The organism is Bradyrhizobium mercantei (genome assembly GCF_001982635.1).
GTDB lineage: Bacteria > Pseudomonadota > Alphaproteobacteria > Rhizobiales > Xanthobacteraceae > Bradyrhizobium > Bradyrhizobium mercantei.
Genome location: NZ_MKFI01000010.1, coordinates 90,053 through 111,368, shown reverse-complemented (window position 1 = coordinate 111,368; position 21,316 = coordinate 90,053). Strand labels below are relative to the sequence as shown.

The following is a 21,316-nucleotide window of genomic DNA, read 5'->3' as shown; positions in this document are numbered from 1 at the left end:
GGCCATCAGCCCGCCTGTTTGCGTGACCATGCGCTGACGAAGGTCGGCAGCGCGAAGACCCCCTCCATGGCGACCACTTCGGCGCGCAAGCGGTCGGCAAAACTGTCCAGCGCAAGATCGGCTTCGGTGGCGACGCCGAGCTTGACGATATGCGGCAGGTTGCTGCGCAGGCCGCTCGCCATGTAGTCGTAACCGTCGAAATCCGCTCCGCCTCCGGCCGGCGCGAACAGGCTCATGCGCGGCGCGGGAAGGCCGGCCGCGACGAAGGCGCCGTGCAATGACAATCCCATCCGGTTGTTCAGCCCGGCCCGCCGAAACATCTCCTTCACGGTGCTCCAGGCTTGCGACAGCAGCAGCGACGGCGGATCGGCGATCGGCCCCTCGCCCCAGTCGAGATCCTGGAACGCCACGATGCCGTCAGGCTTGAGGTGCCCGAGCAATTGCCGAACCAGCGCCGCGGGATCCCTGACATAGATCAGGACGAGCCGGCCGATGACCGCATCGAAATCCCGTTCCAGCTCGATCGTGCTGATATCGCCGGCCCGGAACGAAACCTGGCTCAGGCCGAGCGAGCGCGCCGTGCTTGCGGCTTCGGCGACAATGGCGGGATTGCTGTCGACGCCGACGATCGCCCCGCTCTCACCGACAAGACTTGCGGCGATAAAGGACACGTTGCCGGCGCCGCTTCCGACATCGAGCACCTTCATGCCCGGCAAGAGCCCAGCCTCCCGCAGGAGCTGCGATGTCGACGCATCGTAAAGCTGCGACTGCCGCTTGAGCCGGTCGGTCTCCGCGGTCGAGCGCCCCATCACATAGTTCGGATCGTAGCCGGACGTCTCTTGCATGCGCGCTCGCTCCGATTACAGGCTCGACAAGAAAGCTTCCAGGTCCGCGGCAAAGCGCTGCTCGAACGCGATGGCGCGGTGGGGTGAGTGGCCGCAACCGTCATAGCGAACGATGTCGGCACGCGGATTGCCGTGCGCAAAGCGAGACTCGTGCCCCTCCAGCAAGGCCGCCCCGCATCCGGGATCGGCCTGAATGATCCTGACGGGACACTGGAATTCCTGCTCGGTCGGAATCGCCGCAAGGACGGAGGCCGCAACCTGCCCGCCCGCCCAGCACCGCCCGTCCTGCCGCTGCAGCGCGGACGCATGGCTCAACAGATGACGGGAGCTGAAATGATCACGGCCGATGCCGTCCATGGGCGTCGGCGAGTCCGCGAGAAACGCAAGGTATGTGCCGAGCGGCGCGCGCGCCTGCTGCCACGCAGCCTGACGGGCGCTGACGATCGAGAACAGCTTCGGAAACGTGGATTTCTCCCACTCCCCCGGCTGCCCGAGATACCACGGCGGATCCTCGAGCAAGGCGGCGCGCACATTGGCATCGCCGCGCTGCGCCAGGACACCGGCAACGCAGCCGCCGAGCGAGTGCCCAACAATCACCGCCGGGCGCCCGATTGCGGCCAACGTGGTCTCCGCGTCCGAAGTATAATCGGCGAGCGCGTAGCTTGCGGCCCGATCCGAATGCCCATGGCCTCGGAAATCCAGGGTCCAGACCCGATATCGATCGCTGAGCCGAGCGCCGATTTCCTGCCAGGTGTCCCGGCTCAGCGACAGGCCATGCAGGAACAGGATCGGTTCACCGTCGGGTGGGCCATCAACAGATGCAGCGAGCCTGACGCCCTTATTGTCGAGGGTAATATCGGTCACCGAACATCTCCGTTACAAAATGCGCGCGGCACGACACCCCTCCACTGCTCTCAACGTCCGATCTGCCGGAACTTGTCTGAGAGGCCGTCGAGATAGCCGACCCAGGTCGAATTGATCGGCTGGTGCTCGATCAGCGCGTGGAAGCGGATCATCATGCAGATCAGGAACAACGGCTGGATGAATGCCGCGCGCACCGTCACGGCCAGCAAGGCTGCGATGAAGACGGTGACGATCGCGCCATACTCCCTGACGGCGTCCGGCAACCAGACCGTCACCACGCCGGCGGGGACCAGCAGCAGCAGGCAGAGCAGGATGCTCAGGATCCGCTCGACGATGACCATCCAGACCGACGTGGTCAGGATCGGCTTGGCATTCTGGCAATAATAAACCAGGCCGTCCTGGATGTTGCGCCTGGGATCGTCGCCGCCGCGCGCCAGATCGTAGGACAGCACCACCTTGTCCAGATAGCGCGTCGCGGCCGACAGGATGGTGTTGAGCAGACCGACGATCGCCTTCATGCCGGGCGCCGGCAGCCAGTCGCCGAGTGTATCGAGCGCATTGTGAAACGCGCGCAACACGCCGCGGATCAGTGCGTTGAGCCCGAACAGCACCGCGACCTCGCCGAACCGCTCCATCACGATCCGGCGGCCGTAGGCGAACTGCCCTTCGGTGCCGTTGCCGATGCGGCCATGCGTGATCAGCTCGGTCAGCACGGCGACGTGGCCGCAGGCGATCATGTGAAGCGTGTAACGCAGGACCGCGCCCCAGATCCATCCGCCGAGCAGCAGAGTGCCAAGCAGCCAGCAATAGCCGAACACGCTGGCGACATGGGTGCCGAGCCACACCGCGCCGCCCACGGCGACGATGGCAAAGACCGCGCACGCCGCCGCAAAGCCCAGTAACACGCCCCACCGCGCCAGCGCGTACGGCAGAGTCTCGAGCAACAGCTTCAGCGCGGTGCCGAGACCGTGATCGCGCACCAGCAGCGGGTAGGAATGGGACGGTCCTTGCGATGATCCTTGAGGCGCCCCCTGGAACGATCCTTGAGACGATCCTTGAGACTGCCCCGCGGCGCGCCATTCGCCAGGACGGCCGCCGCCATTGCCCAGACTCATGTCAGACACGTGTTGCTCTCTTCCGTTGCGGTGATCGATCGAACGACGTCTGTCCGGTGATGGCAGTCGTTGGGTGAATTATCCGGTAGCCCCCCGGACGTCACAGCGCCAACACCCCGGGGCTGGCAAAAGGGTTTATCTGTTGGCGCTGTGAGCCGGCACAGCCGCGACATCGATCCGGGAGGAGCGCCGATGTCGCGGCCGGCGATCATTGACCGGCCGGCAGTTCGGCGTAGTTGCCGTCCTTGTCGCGGCGATACACGACATAGTCGATCAGGGTGATGTCACCCTTCGGCGTGTAGCTGATCTTGCCGAGCACGGTATCCCAGCTGCCGGCCTTGATGGCGGCTGCGACCTTCTTGGCGTCCGTGGTCTGCGCGCGCGCGACGGCCTCGCTCCAGATCTGGAACGCGGCGTAGCTGTAGAGCGTGTAACCATCGGGATCGATGCCCTTGTCCTTGAACTTCTTCAAGGTCGCGGCCGCGGTCGCCTTCTTGCGCGGATCGGGCGAGAAGGTGAACAGCGAGCCGTCGGCAAGCGGACCCGCGATCGCGGCGAACTGCTTGTCGACCAGGGCGTCGCCGCCCATCAGCACGGCATTGACGCCCTGTTCACGCATCTGGCGCAGGATCAACGCCGCCTCGGCGTAGTAGCCGCCGACATAGACGAAATCGATCTGCTCCTTCTTGAAGCGGGACACCAGCGCGGCAAAGTCCTTGTCGCCCTTGGTGTAGGCTTCATAGAGCTTTTCCTTCACGCCCGCCGCGTTGATGGCGTTCTTGGTTTCGTCGGCGAGGCCTTTGCCGTAGGTCGTCTTGTCGTGGATGATCGCGACGTTCTTGGTCTTGTAGTTCTTGATGATATAGGCAGCCGCGACCATGCCCTGCTGGTCGTCCCGGCCGCAGACCCGGAACGTGTTCCACAACCCGCGCTCGGTGAACAGCGGGTTGGTCGAGCCCGGTGTGATCTGCAGCACGTTGCCCTCGGCATAGGCGTCCGAGGCGGGAATCGAGGTCGACGAGCAGAAGTGCCCGACGACGAACGGAATCCTCGCGCCCGCCATCTTCTCGGCAACCGACACCGCCTGCTTCGGATCGCAGGCATCGTCGCCGACTTCCAGCTTCAGCTTCTTGCCGAGCACGCCGCCGGCCGCATTGATGTCGGCAATCGCGAGATCGGCGCCGTTCTTGAACTGCTGGCCGAAGCTCGCCTCCGAGCCGGTCATCGGCCCGACCACGGCAACACTGATATCCTGTGCCATGGCGGCGCTGGACAAGGCCAGGCTCGCGCCGAGCGCAAGAAAATATCGTCGAAGTGCAAACTTCATCACATTCTCCTCGATGGTCTCAAGTCGCCTCAATGCATCGCAACCGACTGGTATCGCCGGATGCAACGATCGCCGGGGGCTGCCTTTTATGCGCGCGATGGCTGGCAGGCTCGGACTGAGGCGACGGGGGATTGGACATATGCGACATCCGGCAACAATGTGAAACACGTTGCCGTGCATTGGTGCTAGAACAACACGCGCCGGCATGATCGGAAGCGTGCTGTGTGCGTGACGGCACATAACCGCCGATCACTGCCGGACCAACGGCGGTGGCTGGTCCGGCTTGACGTCGGCCCCGACCGGCGCCGCGGCCTCAACGGCGCCTTTCAACTCGATCTCATAGTAGCCGCCGACCTTGATCGCTCCCCACTGCGTCGAGACCGCCAGATTGATTCGCTGTCGTACCGGCAGATCGGCATCGGTGTGCCGGCGCGCGACGTTGCCCTGCGACAGCACCTCGATGTGGGACAGCCGAACGCCGTCCACATTCCAGAAATCGAAGTTGAGATGCTGCCGCAGCGGACGGCCGAACACCCCCATCTCCTTGAAGGCGAGCTCGACATCGACATGGCCCGGCCCCGCCATGAAGGTGTAATAATGGCCGCTGATATCATTGGTGATGTTGGCGCGATTGACGCCCAGGCCGAGCACCGCCGGACGATGCGGATCGGTGGACTGTGCCGATGCCGGGCCGGTCAACGCGCCAGTCCAGAGAAGCAGGCAGAGCACCGGCTTCGCGACCGTCTCGAGCCGGCAGGCAATCGACCGTTCACGGCACGGGGGACAGGGCGCGTGCATCGTCGCGATCATCCGAGAACAGCAGGGGCGTGGACCGCATATCCGCGCCGAGATACGCCTCACCCGCCATCTGATAATTGGCTGGCGCCAAAGCCAGGTGCTGGACCGCAGCATGGACGTCGCGCACGCAGCGTTCGAGCCCGCAGCTCACGTCGACGGACGCCGAGCCGCCGGCACCGAACATCAGTTCGGTCGCCTGCTTGGCCGTGTTGGCCGCATGGGTCGATGCCAGCCACAGCCTGGCGCGCTCGGCAACGCTGAGCTCCTTGCCGGCGCTGACAGCCTGCCACGCCTCTCCCAGCGTGCCATAGAGGAAAGCCCGTCCCGAGCCCAGCAAGGCCTCGGCGCGGCCGAGATCAGCCTGGACCAAGGCGTCCTCACCGAGCAGCTTGCGCGAGCGCGACGCGATCTTGCGTCCGACGAGCTCGACCAGGATGTCGATGGCGTGGCGGGCAATGCCGAGCGGCACGGCCGCAAGCGCCGTCCCGAACAGCGCGATGGTCGGAAACGCATACAGCGGCCCCTGCTCCACCGGCGGTTCGCGAAACGACAGTGACCGCGCGGACGGCACGAAGGCATCCGCGATCGCATAGTCATGGCTGCCGGTGCCGCGCAGCCCGATGCTGTGCCAGGTGTCGAGGATCTCGCATTGCGCGGTCGGAAACAGCATGAAGCGCATCACCGGGGTGCCACCGAGGCCCAAGCGCGGCTGATCGCCGTCGAAGATCCGGCAGTTGCCGATCATCCAACCGGAGTGCTGGCAGCCGCTTCCGAGCGGCCAGCGGCCGCTGACATGATAACCGCCATCGACGACCCTGGCGGTACCGAGTGGCCGCAGGGCTCCCGCGGTTCGAACCAGCGGGTCGCTGCCGTAGATCTCCCGCGCGGCGTCCTTCCCGAGATAACCGCCGAACACGCCGTAGATGCCGCCGATCGCCATGCACCAGCCTGCGGCACCATCGGTGCGCGAGATCTCCTCGACCACCCGAACGAGGGTCATCGGGTCGGCCTCCTCGCCGCCAATGGCGCGCGGAATCCAGAGCCGGAACAGGCCTGCCTGCGCCATCGCCTCGACCAGCGGGACAGACAGCCGCCGCGATCGTTCACTTTCCTGCGCGGATGCCTGAACCAGCGGCGCGAGCGCCGCGGCAGCATCGACGAAGCGTGATCGGATGGTGTCTGTCATAGTCGCCTCGCTGCATCGCCGTCGATGAATCGCCCGCGCGGGTGATCCGCGGGGGCCGCCTTTTAATCGTCTCGGCCGTGCGCGGCTCGGACTGAAGCGACGGAGATTGGGACGGATGCGACATCACGCGACAATGTTTGTCCCCACTCCATGCGCCTCGCCCGCGCTAGTTCGGATTCGGAACGAAGATGACGATCTTCAGATCGCGTGACGGCTTGAAGTTGGAGTGGTGAACCTCGAAGCGGGTGGGACCGGTCTTTTTCACGCCATCGGCACAGAAACTGACGAAATTATTGGGCTCGCCCTTGTCGACGGTGAGATGAAAGTCACCGATCGGAGCCGCCCAGTTGGCGCCGGTCGAGAGCACATAGGCAATCGACCGCTCGCTGAACGGCGGATAGGGGGCGCGCTTCGTCGCTCGCGCGCGTTCGATGGAACGGATCAGGTCGTCGTCAATGCAGTATGACGCGAGAAACGCCGGCGCTTCCGGATTGCTGCGCCAATTGTCGGCGCCGATGATGGTCTGCACGGAGCCGCCGACGCTCGGACGGTAGGTCTGCTCGAAGGTGATCTCCCGGCCGGCAGGGAAGGTCTGCGTCCAGGTATAGGCCGAGCGCAACGTCCAGGTTGGTACCAGATGATCCTGCATCGGACCACCCGACCCATAGGTCTCGACGGCGCCGACGCCGAGCTTGACGAGTTCCGGCCAGTTCGATTTGGGCAGTTTGTCGAGCAGCTCGCCCGCGGGGCCCCTGATCGGCATCAGCGGAATTCCGAGCTTCCGCAGCAGCGCGGTCTGGTCCACATCGTTCGCGATCGCCGTCTGTTCGAGATGCGGCGCCGCCGCCCTGCCGTCGACGGTGACGTGGAAATCAAAGATGTTTTCGGGATCGTCGGTGGGGAGCCCGATATTCTCATCGCTCTCCTCGCCCGCGATATCGGGCATCGGGAACGCGATCATGATCGTCTTGTCGGCGGGTGATGTATTGAAGAACCGGTAGACGATCCGGATCTGCTTTTCGGAGATGAACAGGTCCTCGGAGCGCATCACGATATCGGGGTCCTGCCTGAAGCGAAGTCCTCCCGTCTCCAGCGCAGCGGACGTGTCATTCGCTTGTGCGCACCAGGGCATCAGCCCGGCAAGCAGAACCAGAAAAGCCCCTTTGGCCATCGGAGGCATGGTCATTCCTTCTCTCTTGATTGGGGAGCAAACTCGCGGCAGTCAATCGCATCCGTCCTTGACCGGGAAGAAATCGGAGACGTCGACGTGCGTCGTCTCGATCGGCAGCACGGCCCAACTGTCCATCTCGAGATGCCCGCAAAGCTTTACGACAGCGATCGATTTCCGGCCCTGCCAGGCCGTCACCATGAATCCGATCGGGACAGCACTGCGCTCGAAAACATGCAGCTTGGCAATACCGGCGGCAGCGCCGGCCGCAAGCGAGATCGTGATTTCGCCGGCACTGGTGCCACCAAGCCGGATCGGCGATTGCCGCGGTGGTCCAAACGAGAGTTCGCTCCCCGCCGAGACCGCGACGGTCTGTTGGAACCCGTTTTCGATCCTGAGCACCGGTTTCGCACCCGCGGCCTCGGTGGCGATCGGCGCTATTCCCGCTAGAGGGCAAAAAATCACTGTTGCTGATCGAATGAACGAAACCGACATGAGCGCAATCCTACCTGAATGAGTGCGCGCAAAGCCGAACCGGTTCGCAGTGTCGTGATCTTTCTCCGAATCCAGTATCGATGCACGCGCACGCGCGCCGTCGCTGCGATCGATATTGAATGGCAAGTACTCTTCCTGTCGCGATCAGACGGAAGCTACCTTTTACGTGCTTCGCGGATATGCGGCACGGACCGACGCGACACTGATTTGGACATATGCGACGTCGCTCGACGCAATGAATCGAATTTGTCGCTGCCCGTCGCATGGTTGTCAGACGGCAGGGTTGTTTACAGACCAGCCGCCCGCTAATGATCGCCCGCCTCGGACGATCCCTGTCTCGCCAATGACCTTCACAAGGATGGACATGCGCAGATCATATCGGCGGATATCCCGGTCGCCCCTGTTGATCGGCGCGGCACTGATCGTGACAGCCGCGGCGACACCGGCGCCGGAAAGCGCGATCCGCTGGGATGCGAAGAACGCCTATCTCAAATGCGATGGCGCGATCGACGGCAGCATCGCCTGGCCTGCCGAACCGGAGGCCGCGTGCGTCGCCATGTTGATGTGCGCGAATGAGCGGGCGTTGTCCGCACAGCGTGAGCGGCAGCTGATCGAGCAGATCCGGCGAGTGCCTGGTTGCGGCGAGCCGTAGGCCACACACCGCGCGGCCGATGGATCGAGAGGTCCGGTCAGGAGCGCCGCGGCACCGCGCGGATATCCGATGGCGTTGCGCCGTAATGCCGGCGGAAGGTGCGGTTGAAGTAGGACAGATCGCCGAACCCGACCTCGAACGCAATCGTGCCGATGGTGCTGCCGCTGTGGCGCGGATCGGTCAGCAGATGATGCGCGCGCGCCAGCCGCTGGCCGAGCACGAATTCCGAGAATGTCGAACCTGCACCTTCAAACAACCGCTGGATATGGCGCGGCGTGAGCTTCAGCCGGGCAGCCACCGCAGGCAAAGTGAGATCGCCATAGCTGAGATTGTCGTTGATGTCGGCCTTGACCGCGGCGAGCCGCGCGGCCGCGAGCCCGCCGTCTTCCGCGGCGACCGCCGCATCCCGGTTCGCGCCGATGATCAGGGCGCCGAGATCGAGCAGATGCCTGACGACGGCGCTGCGCAGTTCGGGAGTCGCAAGCTGATAGCTGTCATCGAGCTCCCTGATGTAAAGCGCCAGCAGGCGCATGGCTTCGGTGTTCGCCGGCAACGGACGGATCAGCATGTCTTCGGGGTCGTGAACCAGCGATGCCAGCGCCTTGCGCGGCAGCCTGAGCCCGACAAAGCGGCTCGGCGCCACCGGCACCACCATGTTGCCGGCCTCCGCGCTCGACTGCAGCACGGCCTGTCCCGGGCTGAGCTCGATGTCGCGGCCGCGCTGCGACGCGCGAACGTTGCCGCTGGTGATGATCGTGAGCACCAGGTCGTCGGTGCCGTCGAGCAGTTTGCGCGGTCTTGCGATCTTGAGATTGCTGCACGCCCAGGACCCGATGCCGAGCCCGGACAATTCGCGCACATTCGCTTCGGCATGAAAGATGCCGTCGTCGAGCGGCTCCGGATCGAGCTTGACGATCATGCGCCCGATCTGCTCGCGAAAGATCGGCAAGCGCTCTCGCTCGCCGAAATGCGCGGTGGAGAATCGAAACCCCGTGATATCGCCCGACTGCATTGTCATCGGCTTGCCCTCATCGCGGCGGAAGTCGCCGCTCATATGAGGCTGATTTGTGGCGGCGCACAACGAAGCATGAGGGCCATGCAGCGCAACCACAGCGTGAACCTTTTGCGGGTTCCGCCGATGCTTCGATCTGACAACTGTCAAGCGTCGCGCATAAGCATCGCAAATACGAAGCTCCGGTGCAGCGCGCGAAATTGCTCCGACCTTGATGTGTTTGTCGCGCCCGAACTCGCGACCGGGACTAAAATCGTCCTCGCTCCGATAAGCCCGAAGACGCCGTCCGCACTGGAGCACGGATAATTATAATTGACTGACCGGACGGTCAATAGTAATCCGGTCTGGGTCACGCGACCCTCGGTCGTCAGAAGCCGAGAACGGGAGGTCATCATGGTCAGCGATCTGGTGTTGACTGATATACGCGCCGGATATCGCGTCCTGACGCTCAACAGGCCGGACCGCCTGAATTCGTTCAGCGCCGATCTGCACACCGCATTGATGGCCGCGCTGGTCGCGGCAGAGCAGGACAAATCCTGCCGCGCGCTGATCCTGACCGGGGCGGGACGCGGCTTCTGTGCCGGGCAGGATCTTTCGGACGGCGTCTTCACGCCGGGCCAGACGCCCGATCTCGCAGCCCCGATCGAAAAATTCTACAATTCGCTGGTGCGCAAGCTGCGCAGCATTCCGATGCCGGTGGTGTGCGCCGTCAACGGTGTGGCCGCAGGCGCCGGCGCGAACGTCGCGCTCGCCTGCGATATCGTGATCGCGGCACGGTCGGCCAAATTCATTCAGGCTTTCGCGAAGCTCGGCCTCGTTCCGGACTCCGGCGGCACCTGGTTTCTGCCGCGGCTGGTCGGCGGCGCACGGGCGCGCGCACTGGCGTTGCTGGCCGAGCCGATCTCCGCGGAACGGGCGGAATCCTGGGGCATGATCTGGAAGATGGTCGAGGACACCGATCTAATGACGGAAGCCCATGCCCTCGCCGCCTCGCTCGCGACGCAGCCGACCGATGGTCTTGCGTTGATCAAGCAGGCGCTCGATGCTTCCGAGACCAATACGCTCGACGCGCAACTCGATCTCGAGCGCGACCTGCAAGGCCGCGCGGGGAGGTCGGCGGATTACGCCGAAGGCGTCACCGCGTTCCTCGACAAGCGCGCGCCGCGGTTCAGCGGACGGGCCTAGGGCGTTTTCGAGCGAAGTGGGTACCGGTTCGCGTGAAGAACGCGTCAATCCAGGGCGGATTGAACGTTCCGCCGGCAAGGCAAGACGCATCATTGATCACAAGTCAGAGGGTTTTGGTTCGATGACACAAACTCAATCCAGCGGCGCACGAACGGCGGACGGCATCATGAAACTCGACAGCTTCGTGCGCGGAAAGTGGTCCGGCGCGGGCGAGCCGGCCGCCGAGATTCACAGCGCAGTCACTGGCGATGTGGTGGCGGTCGCGACCAGAAGCGATCTCGACATGCGCGAGATCCTCGCCTATGGCCGCACGGTCGGCGGCAAGAATCTCCGGAAACTGTCGTTCCACCAGCGTGCGGGTCTACTCAAGGCGTTGGCCGACTATCTGAGCCAGCACAAGGACCGGCTTTACAAGCTGTCGTACCATGCGGGAGCAACCCGCACCGACGCCATGATCGACGTCGATGGCGGCATCGGCACGCTGTTCGCCTATGCCAGCAAGGGACGCCGCGAGCTTCCGAACAGCAAATTCCTGCTCGACGGCAACGTCGAAGGGCTCTCCAAGGGCGGCGCGTTCGCCGGTCAACATATCATTACGCCGTTGCACGGCGCCGCCGTGCACATCAACGCGTTCAACTTCCCGTGCTGGGGCATGCTGGAGAAGCTGGCGCCCGCGCTGCTCGCCGGCGTTGGCGTCGTCACCAAGCCCGCGACGGTCACGGCCTATGTCGCCTACGAGCTGGCCCGGATGATCACCGAGTCCGGCGTGCTGCCTGAAGGTGCCCTGCAGTTCATCGTCGGATCGACCGGCGACCTGTTCGATCACCTCACCTGTCAGGACGTGGTGTCGTTTACGGGCTCGGCCGACACCTCGCAAAAGCTGCAACGGCATCCGGTCATCGCACGCGAGGCTGTTCGCTTCATCGCCGAGCGGGATTCGCTCAACGCCGCGATCCTCGCGCCGGACGCCGTGCCGGGAAGCGCTGAGTTCGACCTCTTCATCAAGGAAGTGGCCAAGGAGATGACGGTCAAGGCCGGGCAGAAATGCACCGCGATCCGCCGCGCGCTGGCGCCGGCGGCGCAGCTCGATGCCGTGATCGCGGCCCTGCGCGAGCGCCTGGCAAAGGTCGCGGTCGGCAATCCCGAGAACGACAAGGTCAGGATGGGACCGCTGGTCGGCCTCGGCCAGCGCAGCGATGTGCTTGCCCATGTCGCGAAGCTCCGCACCGAGGCCGAACTGGTCGCCGGTGATCCCGACAATTTCCCGCTGGTCGACGCCGACGCGAAGCGCGGCGCTTTCGTCCCGCCGCTGCTGCTGCATTGCGCGAAGCCGCTCGCCGCAACCGCAGTCCACGAAATCGAGGCGTTCGGACCTGTTAGCACCGTGATGGGGTATGACGATCTCGACCAGGCGATTGCGCTGACCAATCGCGGCGGCGGCAGCCTGGTCGCATCGGTCTACACGCACGATATTGCGGCCGCGACCGAACTTGCCTTCGGCATCGGCAGCTTCCACGGCCGCGTCGCGATCATCGACCGCGACTGCGCGAGCGAGCACACCGGACACGGCTCGCCGATGCCGCAGATGGTGCATGGCGGCCCGGGCCGCGCCGGCGGCGGCGAGGAACTGGGCGGCGTCCGCAGCCTGCAACACTACATGCAGCGCACCGCGCTGCAGGGCTCCCCTCGTATGCTGAGCGGCGTCACCGGCCGCTGGTTCAAGGGCAGCCCGGTGCTCGAGGGTGACCTGCACCCGTTCCGCTATCACTACGACGATCTCGAGATCGGCCGCACGCTGGTCTCCAAGGCGCGGCAGATCACGCTCGAGGACATCGAGCATTTCGCGCATTTCACCGGCGACACCTTCTACGCCCACATGGACGAGGAAGCGACCAAGGGGCATCCATTCTTCCCGGGCCGCGTCGCGCACGGTTATTTGCTGCTGTCGTTCGCGGCCGGCCTGTTCGTCGATCCCGACTACGGTCCGGTGCTGGCGAATTACGGCCTCGACTCGCTGCGCTTCATCAAACCGGTCCAGCCGGGAGAATCGATCCAGGTGCGGCTGACCGCGAAGGAGAAGACGCCGCGCAACAAACAGTATGGCGAGGTGCGCTGGGACGTCGAGATCACGACCGGCACCGGCGAGACCGCGGCGACCTATGAACTGCTGACGATGAACGCGATGCGGGCATAACGGACCGGCGTCAGAGCAACTCGGCCTGCCGGCTGCGGCCGGCCGGTCTTGCCTTGCTGCGCGGCCGGGTGGCGGCCGCATCCTCGGCACCGGCCAGCACCAGCTGCGCGACGAAATCGGCATAGTCGGCGCGGGTCATCGGTCCGCCGTCGCGAAACCACATATAGTGCCAGTTCAGCATGCCGAAGACGCTCATCGTCAGCGGCTTGAGCACGCGCTTCTGCTTCGCCGCCGGCACGGCAGCCGCGAGCGCATCCGACATGATCCCGACTAGGATCCGCTCGCTGGCGAGCAGCGGCTGCTGCTTGTCCTTCGGCAGCAGCTTGAGACTTGCGATCTGGACCTGATGCTCGGCGTCGGCATGCCGGTACAGCTCGAGCAGGGTCGCAACGATCGTCCTGAAGCGTGCGACCGGATCGCCGGCCGATGCGCTCGCCTTGCGAACCGCCGCCACCAACTTTTCGAGATGCGACGACAGGATATCGAACAGGATCGCTTCCTTGTCGGGGTAATAGTGATAGAGCAGCGCCTTCGAGACCCCGCACGCATCCGCGATCGTGTTCATCGAGGTGCCGACATAGCCCGAGGCGGCAAACAGCTCGGCCGAGCGATGCAGCATCGAAAGGCGCTTCTCGTTGTAGTCCTTGGCGCGCGATCGGGCCATGTCTTTCCGCTTCCACCAGCCGGCCGTTCGGCCATCGTCCAGAGATGTGAATCAATAACGGCAGAGTTCGGGGACCGCAGCCCCGAACCACCATTTATTGACCATCCGGTCGGACAATTCCATGGCTCAGTTGGAATGGCGCCTCTGTCCCGAGGTCACGCCATGGCCGCTAGACCCAGCCGCCATCGACGATATGGCTCTGGTTGGTGCAGGCGCCGCTATCGTCGGCGGCGAAGAACAGCACGACGCGGGCGATGTCGTCCGGCACGAGCTTGCGCTTGAGGCACTGGCGCTGCATCAGCTCGGCGACGCCTTCGGGCGTCAGCCACAGATCCTGCTGCCGCTGCGTCATGATCCATCCGGGCAGGATGGAATTGACCCGCACGTTGTGCGGGCCGAGATCGCGGGCCAGCGCGCGGGTGAGGCCCTGAACCGCCGACTTGGCGGTTGTGTAGCAGGGCATGTTGCCCTGCCCGATCACCCAGCTCACCGATCCGATGTTGACGATCGCGCCGCCGCCCGCCTGCTTCATGTCGGGCGCGACCGCCTGGGCGCTGAAGAACTGATGCTTCAGATTGGTCGCGAACCGTTCGTCCCAGAATTCCGGCGTGACGTCCTCGATCGCGTGGCGGTCGTCGCGCGCCGCGTTGTTGACCAGGATGGTGACCGGCCCGAGCGCCTCGCGGATGCCGGCGACCGCACGGCGCAGCGCGCCGATGTCGCGCAGGTCGGCGTGTTCGAAATGCACGCGGGCTTGCGGCCCCAGATCGGACAGCAGTTGCTCCGAGGAGGTCAGATCGATGTCGATGAATCCGACCCGCGCGCCCTGGCCGATGAACTGGCGGACGATGGCCTCGCCAATGCCGGAACCGCCACCGGTGACCAGGACGGTCCGGTCCTTGAGGCTTGGATAAATGGCACCCTGCATTGGCGTTCTCTCGATTTGGCGCCTGAAGCGCGTCGGTTGCGTTGCCACGGCTCAAGCAAAGAGCCACGGCTCCCGAGGTTCACTCGGTTGACTCCATGTGGTTTCGGTCCACGACCCGCAGCGTCCGCCGCACCATGCCGTCGACAATTGTCGCCGACTCGCTCGGACGCACATGGATCGCCGTGGACTTGAGCAGCCACGGCAGCACCGCCTGCTCGAGCCGCTCCTCATAGGCGCTGCGCATCATGTCGAACGCCTCGAGGCCCGGACCTGCGAGGATCACGTGATGCGGGCGCAGCACCGATATCGTCGTAGCAACCGCTTCGGCCAGCGCGTGGCCGGCCTGCCGGAATAACTGCTCGAGACGGGGATCGCCGGCGCGGGCCCGCGCCCGCAGCAGCGCCATTTGCGCCTCGGACGGTTGCTGCGACACCGCCGGCGGCAGGTCGAGGAAGGTGCGGGCATCGCGGTAGAGCGCATAGTCGGCGAGATGGGCCTCGATGCAGCCGCGCTGGCCGCAGCGGCATTGCGGACCGTTCGGCGTCAACTTGACATGGCCGATCTCACTGCCCGCCCCGGCGCCCCAGCGCGCCTCACCGTCGACGACGATGCCCATGCCGATGCCGTGGCCGACCATGAGCGTGGCCGTGAGGCCTTGCGCCAAAGCCGGCTCGGCCGCCACGAGAGCCAGCGCCACCGCGACCGCGTCGTTCGCCATCACGACTTCGACACCGAATTCCTCGCGGATCGGCGTCGCCAGATCGACGTCGGTGATCGACAGCGCCGGACTCCACAGATGCCGGCCAGTGTCGGCGTCGACGATGCCCTGCAACGCGATCCCGATTCCCAGCAGCCGGTCTCGCGGCGTGGCCGTCTCTTCGAGCATGGCCTCGATCTGCGCGATCACGAGATCGCACACCGCGCCTGCATCGAGCCCGCGCGTCGTGAGTTCAAGCCGCGATTGCGCCAGGGCAGAGCCGCCGAAATCGGCGATCAACGTCTCGATCAGGTTCATGCGCAGCGAGACCGCAATGATGCGGCCAAACTCGGGATTCAGGGTCAGCAGGACCGCCGGCCGGCCGCGGCGGCGGCCGCCATCCGCATCCTCTTCGTCGGCATCGTCGGACCACGACGTTGTCGTCTCCGGCTCCGCCTCGCACAGCAGTTCTTCCGCCATCAGCTTCGAGGTGATGGCCGAAATGGCCGGGAAACTCAGCCCAGTGCTGCGCGCCAGCTCGACGCGCGGCAATGGCCCGTGGAGCCGCAGCACCTCGACGAGACGGTCGCGGTTCGATCCGCGGGCCAGACTTGAAGCACGTCTCAGCGGTTCGGGCTGCTCGTTCATACCGACTTTTTTAATTCGCTTGCTAAAATTATTCAACGGATGCGCCTCAGATATTGGCCAAAAAGCGTCCATAGCGGCGGAAATACATCACCTTCCCACTATTTTTGCTTGAAGACACGGACATGAACATCCTTGACTGGACATTTTGTCGCGCTAATTTATTAGTTACGTGAATAAAATAAGGCGTGAAAAGCGCCAGGCGTGAAATCCCCTCACCGGGGGTGTCGACAGGGAGGTGCATATGAATCACTCAATGAAAAGATTGATCGTGCCGTTGTTGGCGAGCGCAGCCGCGCTCGTGATGGCAACGGGGATAGCACAGGCACAGCAGAAAAAGACCATCGCGCTGGTGACCAATGTCGCAGCCGATTTCTGGACCATCGCGGGCCGCGGCCTCGAGAAGGCGCAGAAGGAACACCCGGACTACAATATCGAGCTGATCGTCACCAATGAAGGCACCGCGGCCGGCCAGCGGCGCGAGCTGGACGATCTTTTGGTGCGCGGCGTCGCCGGCATCTCGATCTCGGTCGACGATGCGCCGCATGCAACCGAAGAGCTCAACAAGGTTGCGGCCAAGACCGTGCTGATCACGACGGACAGCGACGCGCCGCAGAGCAATCGCCTCGCCTATATCGGCACCGACAACGTCGCGGCCGGGCGGCAGGCCGGCGAGGAGATCAAGAAGGCGCTGCCGAACGGCGGCAAGATCGCCCTGTTCGTCGGCACGATGGACGCCGACAACGCCCGCGAGCGCGTGCAGGGCATCAAGGAAGCGATCGCCGGCACCAAGGTCGAGCTGGTCGACGTGTTCACCGACCAGGTGGATTTCGCCAAGGCCAAGGCGAACATGGAGAACGTGCTCGTCAAATATCCCGACATCGCACTGCTGTCCGGGCTGTGGAGCTACGAGACGCCGCTGATCTATGACGCGGTGAAGGCCGCGGGCAAGGCCGGCAAGGTGAGGATCGTCGGCTTCGACGAGGACCAGCGCACGCTGCGCGGCATTTCCGACGGCACGATCGAATCCACCGTGGTGCAGCAGCCATACGAGTTCGGCTACCTCTCCGCCACCAACATCATCAAGACGCTGAACGGCGACAAATCCTGGATCCCGAAGGACAGCAAGCTGATCGTGCCAACCAAGGTGATCAGCAAGACCAATGTCGCGGAGTTCGCCGCACATCTGAAGGAACTGCTGAAGAAGTAACTTCGATCGGCTTCACCGCCCGGCAGCCTGCGGCTGCCGGGCGGTGTGCAGGAGGACATACCGAATGGCGGAGACGCTGCTCGAACTCAGCGCAATCAGCAAGACCTATCCCGGCGTCCGGGCGCTCGACGACGTCAATCTGCGCGTCTGCCGCGGCGAGGTGCTTGGCCTGATCGGCGAGAACGGCGCCGGCAAATCGACGCTGATGCGCGTGCTGGCCGGCGTGATTGCGCCGAGCGCGGGCGCGATCCGCATCGGCGGCAACGAGCACAGCCGGATGACGGTGAGCGAGGCCACGCAGTGCGGGATCGCCTTCGTGCACCAGGAGCTGAATCTGTTCGAGAACCTCGACGTCGCAGCCAATGTCTTCATCGGGCGCGAGAAGCTTGCCGGCGGCCCGCTGAAGCTGGTGAACAATGCCGAGATGCACGCCCGCGTGACGCCGCTGCTCGACCGGCTGGGCGCCGATTTCACCCCGGGCACGCTGGTCGAGAATTTGTCGATCGCCGAACGCCAGATGGTGGAGATCGCCAAGGCGCTGTCGATCGACGCCCGCGTGATCATCATGGACGAGCCGACCTCCAGCCTGACGATTTCGGAGACGGAACGGTTGCTGGAGGTGATTGCCGACCTGAAGGCGCACGGCATCTCGGTAATCTACATCTCGCACCGGCTGGGCGAGATCATGAGCTGCGCAGATCGGGTCGTCGTGTTGCGCGACGGGCGCACGGTGGGCGAGCTGGCACGGGACGAGCTCAGCCATGCCGCAATGATCCGGCTGATGATCGGCCGTGACCTAAAGGCGCTGTATACGCCGCCGGCGCACGCGCCGCAGCCGGGCGGCTGCGATATCGCCGGCGTTGTGACGACGGCGTTTCCCGACCGGCAGATCAATCTGTCCGTGCGCCGCGGCGAGATCCTCGGCCTCGCCGGGCTCGTCGGCGCCGGCCGCACCTCGCTCGCCCGCGCGGTGTTCGGCGTCGACCCGCTGCTCGGCGGCGAGATCAGGGTCGACAACATGCCAGTCGGCGTCGCCTCGCCGCGCGATGCGATCAGGCAAGGGATCTACCTGGTGCCGGAGGATCGCAAGAAATCCGGCCTGGTGCTCGAACTGCCGATCCGGGAGAACGTGACCCTCGCGAGCCTGCTGGATCAGGCGCGGATGTGGCTGGTCAACGGCACGGCCGAGCGCAAGATCGCGAAAGACCAGGCCAGGCGCCTGTCCATCAAGGCACCGAGCGTCGACATCGAAGTCGTGACGCTGTCCGGCGGCAACCAGCAGAAAGTGGTGCTGGGCAAGTGGCTCTCGATGCAGCCGCGCGTGATGTTCTTCGACGAGCCGACTCGCGGCATCGACGTCGGCGCCAAGAGCGAAATCTACGCGCTGATGCGCAGCCTCGCCGACCAGGGCGTCGCGATCGTGATGATCTCTTCCGACATGGAGGAAGTCATCGGCGTCTCCGACCGGGTCGCAGTGATGCATGAAGGCAGCGTCAGCGGCGTGCTCGAGCGCGACCAGTTCAGCGAATACAACGTGCTGAGGCTGGCGGTCGGCCAGGCGCTCGAAACCATGGAGGCCGCTGCGCCATGATGAAGAAGGAACTCGGCCTGTTCCTGCTGCTCGCGGTGATCTCCGCGATCACGGGCGCGATCAATCCGGCCTTCCTGTCGTTCGTGAACCTGCTGAACATGGCCAACCTGATCGGCCTGTTCGGTGTGTTCGCGCTGGGCGAAGGGCTCGTCATCATCACCGGCGGCATCGATCTTTCGCTCGGCTCGATGTTTGCGCTGCTCGGCGTCGTCTTCATCGATCTGCTGACGACGTATCAGGTTCCCTGGCCGTTGGCGCTGTTGCTGGTCCTGATGGGCGGGCTTGCGCTCGGAGGCATCCAGGGTTTCCTGATCACGCGGCTGAAAATGCAGCCGTTCATCGTGACGCTGTGTGGACTTTTGATCTATCGCGGCGCCGCGCGCTACTACACCAGCGATTCGACGCGCGGCTTTGGCTATGGCGACGAGGCCAGCACGCTGAGTAACATCGCCTCCGGCAACGTCGCGGGCATTCCGAACACATTCATCTTCCTGATCATCCTGGCGCTGATCCTCGGCGTACTGCTGCATCGTTCGGTCTACGGGCGCTGGCTTTATGCCGTGGGCAAGAACGAGGAAGCGGCGCGCTTCTCCGGCATCAACACCAATATCGTGATCGCGACCGCCTATGTCATCAGCGGCGGCCTCGCCGGCGTGTCGACCGTGATGTTCGTGTTCTACACCAACTCGGTCTCGCCGAGCTCGTTCGGCAATTTCTACGAACTCTATGCGATCGCGGCCGCCGTGCTCGGCGGCTGCAGCCTGCGCGGCGGCGAGGGCTCCATTCTCGGCATCGTGCTGGGGACGGCGTTGCTGCAGGTGCTGCAGAACCTCGTGAACATCCTGGGCATTCCCAATTCGCTGAACTTCGCGGTGATGGGAACCGTGATCTTGATCGGCGTGCTGGCGGATCAGCAATTGCAGGCCCGTCGGCGGCGCAAGGCCGCGCTGGCCGGCCTCGCCCGCACGGCGCCGAAATCAAAGGAAAACACCCGCCTGCAGAACGCAGCTCCGCACGGCGCGGCGGCGTTGCCGACAACGACGAGCGATCAGGCGTGACCACTCAATAAGGACGAAGCGCGATCGGGAATAGGGTCGCGGCGACTTGAATAGAGGACCATGGGGAGGAGTTCGATGCGCAGGACCGATGAAGCACACGACGCTCGCATCCGCATTCGCGCTGCAGACCGGGCCCGGCCGGGCGGCGGACGGACCCTCACCATTGTCTTGAAAGGTTTTGGTGCGCGCGCGGTTTCTATCTCAAGTTGAAGGATCAGTGCACTGAAAGCGGCGCGTTTCATGCTGAAGGGCTTTGGGCGGGAACGTGACACAAAATTGGACAAAGCCGGGGACGCTGGGAGTGCAGAAAATGTCACTTAGGTCTGTAGGCACCGCGGGGGCGTGCGGCGTGGGGATCGCTCTATTATCTCTGTTCAGCGGCGGCGTGCACGCGGCCGACCTGTTCACGAAGGCTCCGCCGGTGCCTTACACGGAAACCGATGATTTCTGGACGAGACCGTATCTGTTTGGCGATCTCGGCAGAACGCAGCTCAAGGAACGGGGCATCTCGCTCGCGCTGACGTTCGGTGACGAAGCGGTCGGCAACCTGTCGGGCGGCAACAGGAACACCGCGACCCAGGCCGGGCAGCTGTTCTTCCAGGCCAAGTTCGACATGGCGAAGCTCGCCGGCATCCAGGGCGGCACGGTCGGCCTGACGCTGGTCGACCGCTTCGGCCGCAACCTGAATGACGAGGCCGGCATTCCGGCCTTGCAGCTGACCAACGAAGTGTTCGGCCGCGGCAGCATCCTGCGATTGACCGAGCTCTACTATTCGCAAAAGCTGTTCGATGACCGCCTCGAACTCAAGGGCGGCCGCCTGCCGGTCGGCTCCGACTTCTTCTTCGGTCTGTGCGAGTTCATCAACCTGACCTTCTGCGGCGGTCAGCCCGGCAACATCCAGGGCGGCTACATCTACAACTGGCCGGTGAGCCAGTGGGCCGGTGTGGTTCACTATAACTTCGCCAAGGAATGGCAGCTGTCGGTCGGCGTCTACGACGCCAATCCGAATTATCTGACGACATCGGACTCCGCGACATACTTCCTCCCGGGCGTCCCGGGCTCGAGCCCCGCCTCCGGCGTGCTGGTGCCGGTCGAGGTGGTCTGGGCACCGAGCGGTCCGTTGAACGGGACCTGGCGGTTCGGCGGCTGGTATGACAGCGCATCGACGATCGACGGTGGCCTGCCGGGTATCATTGCGATCTCCCCGGGCACCGGCGGTGTGTCGGATCAGAACCTGGGAGATTCACGAGGCCGCTATGGCGTCTATGAATCGATCCTGCAGCGCTTGACCGTTGAGGGTGCCAAGGCACAGGGCTGGTACATGTTCCTCAATACGACCGTCGCCGATCACCGGACGGCGTATCAGGATTACCAGGTCGCGCTGGGCTTCAGGCACACCGGAACGTTCTCCTGGCGCCCTGAAGACGAAGTCGGCTTCGCGGTGGGTACCACGCACGTGAATTCGGCGGCCCTCACGCTCAATGCCGGCGGCAACGAAGTTCCGATCGAAGCCTGGTACGGGTGGCAGGCGACCGGCTGGATGAATCTCAAGTTCGACGCCCAGTACGTGATCAATCCGGGCGGACGCGGCTACAACGCCGCCGGCATCAAAACGGAGAATGCCTGGGTGCTCGGCCTGCGCACGCTGGTGCACTTCTGAGCCAGCATGCCTGAGCGAGGTC

The 21,316-nt window shown here is 64.4% G+C and carries 19 protein-coding genes; 7 read left to right on the top strand and 12 right to left on the bottom strand.

Features of this window, described 5'->3' with window-relative positions; translation table 11 throughout:
• Window positions 1–5: 5 nt before the first annotated feature.
• The 8 genes from BI327_RS36485 to BI327_RS42080 form a co-directional block, all read right to left on the bottom strand.
• A complete protein-coding gene (locus tag BI327_RS36485) occupies window positions 6–845 on the bottom strand; it encodes a class I SAM-dependent methyltransferase (protein WP_076866210.1) in 840 nt (279 codons plus the stop codon).
• Between the two features lie 15 nt (window positions 846–860).
• The gene (locus tag BI327_RS36480) at window positions 861–1,709 is read right to left on the bottom strand and encodes an alpha/beta fold hydrolase (RefSeq protein WP_076866209.1); all 849 of its coding nucleotides are present in this window, start codon (window positions 1,707–1,709) and stop codon (window positions 861–863) included.
• Between the two features lie 50 nt (window positions 1,710–1,759).
• Entirely contained in the window at window positions 1,760–2,833 is a 1,074-nt protein-coding gene (locus BI327_RS36475; RefSeq protein WP_143271773.1) for a hypothetical protein, read from the bottom strand.
• Window positions 2,834–3,032: 199 nt separating this feature from the next.
• On the bottom strand, window positions 3,033–4,151 hold the full coding sequence (locus tag BI327_RS36470; protein WP_076866207.1) for a branched-chain amino acid ABC transporter substrate-binding protein: 1,119 nt from the start codon (window positions 4,149–4,151) through the stop codon (window positions 3,033–3,035).
• Between the two features lie 249 nt (window positions 4,152–4,400).
• Window positions 4,401–4,850, bottom strand: coding sequence for a hypothetical protein (locus BI327_RS36465; RefSeq protein ID WP_143271772.1), 450 nt, complete (start codon window positions 4,848–4,850; stop codon window positions 4,401–4,403).
• Between the two features lie 70 nt (window positions 4,851–4,920).
• A complete protein-coding gene (locus BI327_RS36460; RefSeq protein ID WP_076866205.1) occupies window positions 4,921–6,135 on the bottom strand; it encodes an acyl-CoA dehydrogenase family protein in 1,215 nt (404 codons plus the stop codon).
• 166 nt (window positions 6,136–6,301) lie between these two features.
• A complete protein-coding gene (locus tag BI327_RS36455) occupies window positions 6,302–7,321 on the bottom strand; it encodes a DUF4424 domain-containing protein (RefSeq protein WP_076866204.1) in 1,020 nt (339 codons plus the stop codon).
• Window positions 7,322–7,357: 36 nt separating this feature from the next.
• The gene (locus tag BI327_RS42080) at window positions 7,358–7,924 is read right to left on the bottom strand and encodes a hypothetical protein (protein WP_143271771.1); all 567 of its coding nucleotides are present in this window, start codon (window positions 7,922–7,924) and stop codon (window positions 7,358–7,360) included.
• Window positions 7,925–8,201: 277 nt separating this feature from the next.
• Between BI327_RS42080 and BI327_RS36445 the strand changes: the two genes are divergently transcribed.
• Window positions 8,202–8,450 (top strand): hypothetical protein, encoded by a 249-nt coding sequence (locus tag BI327_RS36445; protein ID WP_076866202.1) that lies wholly within the window; start codon window positions 8,202–8,204, stop codon window positions 8,448–8,450.
• Window positions 8,451–8,487: 37 nt separating this feature from the next.
• On the opposite strand, the gene BI327_RS36440 is transcribed toward BI327_RS36445, so the two are convergent.
• Entirely contained in the window at window positions 8,488–9,468 is a 981-nt protein-coding gene (locus tag BI327_RS36440; RefSeq protein WP_076866378.1) for an AraC family transcriptional regulator, read from the bottom strand.
• A gap of 387 nt (window positions 9,469–9,855) precedes the next feature.
• On the opposite strand from BI327_RS36440, the gene paaG reads away from it, so the two are divergent.
• Together paaG and paaZ are read left to right on the top strand one after the other, a co-directional pair.
• Window positions 9,856–10,647: a 2-(1,2-epoxy-1,2-dihydrophenyl)acetyl-CoA isomerase PaaG gene (gene paaG / locus BI327_RS36435; protein ID WP_076866201.1), complete on the top strand. Its 792-nt coding sequence runs from the start codon at window positions 9,856–9,858 to the stop codon at window positions 10,645–10,647.
• Between the two features lie 166 nt (window positions 10,648–10,813).
• Window positions 10,814–12,841 carry a phenylacetic acid degradation bifunctional protein PaaZ gene (paaZ, locus tag BI327_RS36430; protein WP_076866200.1) on the top strand — a complete coding sequence of 676 codons (2,028 nt, stop codon included), beginning with the start codon at window positions 10,814–10,816 and terminating at the stop codon, window positions 12,839–12,841.
• 10 nt (window positions 12,842–12,851) lie between these two features.
• Here paaZ and BI327_RS36425 read toward each other — a convergent pair whose 3' ends face one another.
• The 3 genes from BI327_RS36425 to BI327_RS36415 all read right to left on the bottom strand — a co-directional run bounded on the left by BI327_RS36425 (window position 12,852) and on the right by BI327_RS36415 (window position 15,778).
• Window positions 12,852–13,505, bottom strand: a complete 654-nt coding sequence (locus BI327_RS36425) for a TetR/AcrR family transcriptional regulator (RefSeq protein ID WP_076866199.1) — start codon at window positions 13,503–13,505, stop codon at window positions 12,852–12,854.
• A gap of 169 nt (window positions 13,506–13,674) precedes the next feature.
• Window positions 13,675–14,433, bottom strand: a complete 759-nt coding sequence (locus tag BI327_RS36420; RefSeq protein ID WP_076866198.1) for an SDR family NAD(P)-dependent oxidoreductase — start codon at window positions 14,431–14,433, stop codon at window positions 13,675–13,677.
• Window positions 14,434–14,512: 79 nt separating this feature from the next.
• Complete coding sequence (locus BI327_RS36415; RefSeq protein ID WP_076866197.1) at window positions 14,513–15,778, bottom strand: ROK family protein; 1,266 nt, start codon at window positions 15,776–15,778, stop codon at window positions 14,513–14,515.
• 253 nt (window positions 15,779–16,031) lie between these two features.
• Between BI327_RS36415 and BI327_RS36410 the strand changes: the two genes are divergently transcribed.
• The 4 genes from BI327_RS36410 to BI327_RS36395 all read left to right on the top strand — a co-directional run bounded on the left by BI327_RS36410 (window position 16,032) and on the right by BI327_RS36395 (window position 21,294).
• Window positions 16,032–16,985: a sugar-binding protein gene (locus BI327_RS36410; RefSeq protein WP_076866376.1), complete on the top strand. Its 954-nt coding sequence runs from the start codon at window positions 16,032–16,034 to the stop codon at window positions 16,983–16,985.
• Between the two features lie 64 nt (window positions 16,986–17,049).
• Entirely contained in the window at window positions 17,050–18,576 is a 1,527-nt protein-coding gene (locus BI327_RS36405) for a sugar ABC transporter ATP-binding protein (RefSeq protein ID WP_076866196.1), read from the top strand.
• Window positions 18,573–19,634 (top strand): ABC transporter permease, encoded by a 1,062-nt coding sequence (locus BI327_RS36400; RefSeq protein WP_076866195.1) that lies wholly within the window; start codon window positions 18,573–18,575, stop codon window positions 19,632–19,634. Before BI327_RS36405 ends, BI327_RS36400 begins: the two co-directional genes overlap by 4 nt.
• 310 nt (window positions 19,635–19,944) lie before the next feature.
• On the top strand, window positions 19,945–21,294 hold the full coding sequence (locus tag BI327_RS36395; RefSeq protein WP_076866194.1) for a carbohydrate porin: 1,350 nt from the start codon (window positions 19,945–19,947) through the stop codon (window positions 21,292–21,294).
• The last annotated feature ends 22 nt before the right edge of the window (window positions 21,295–21,316 follow it).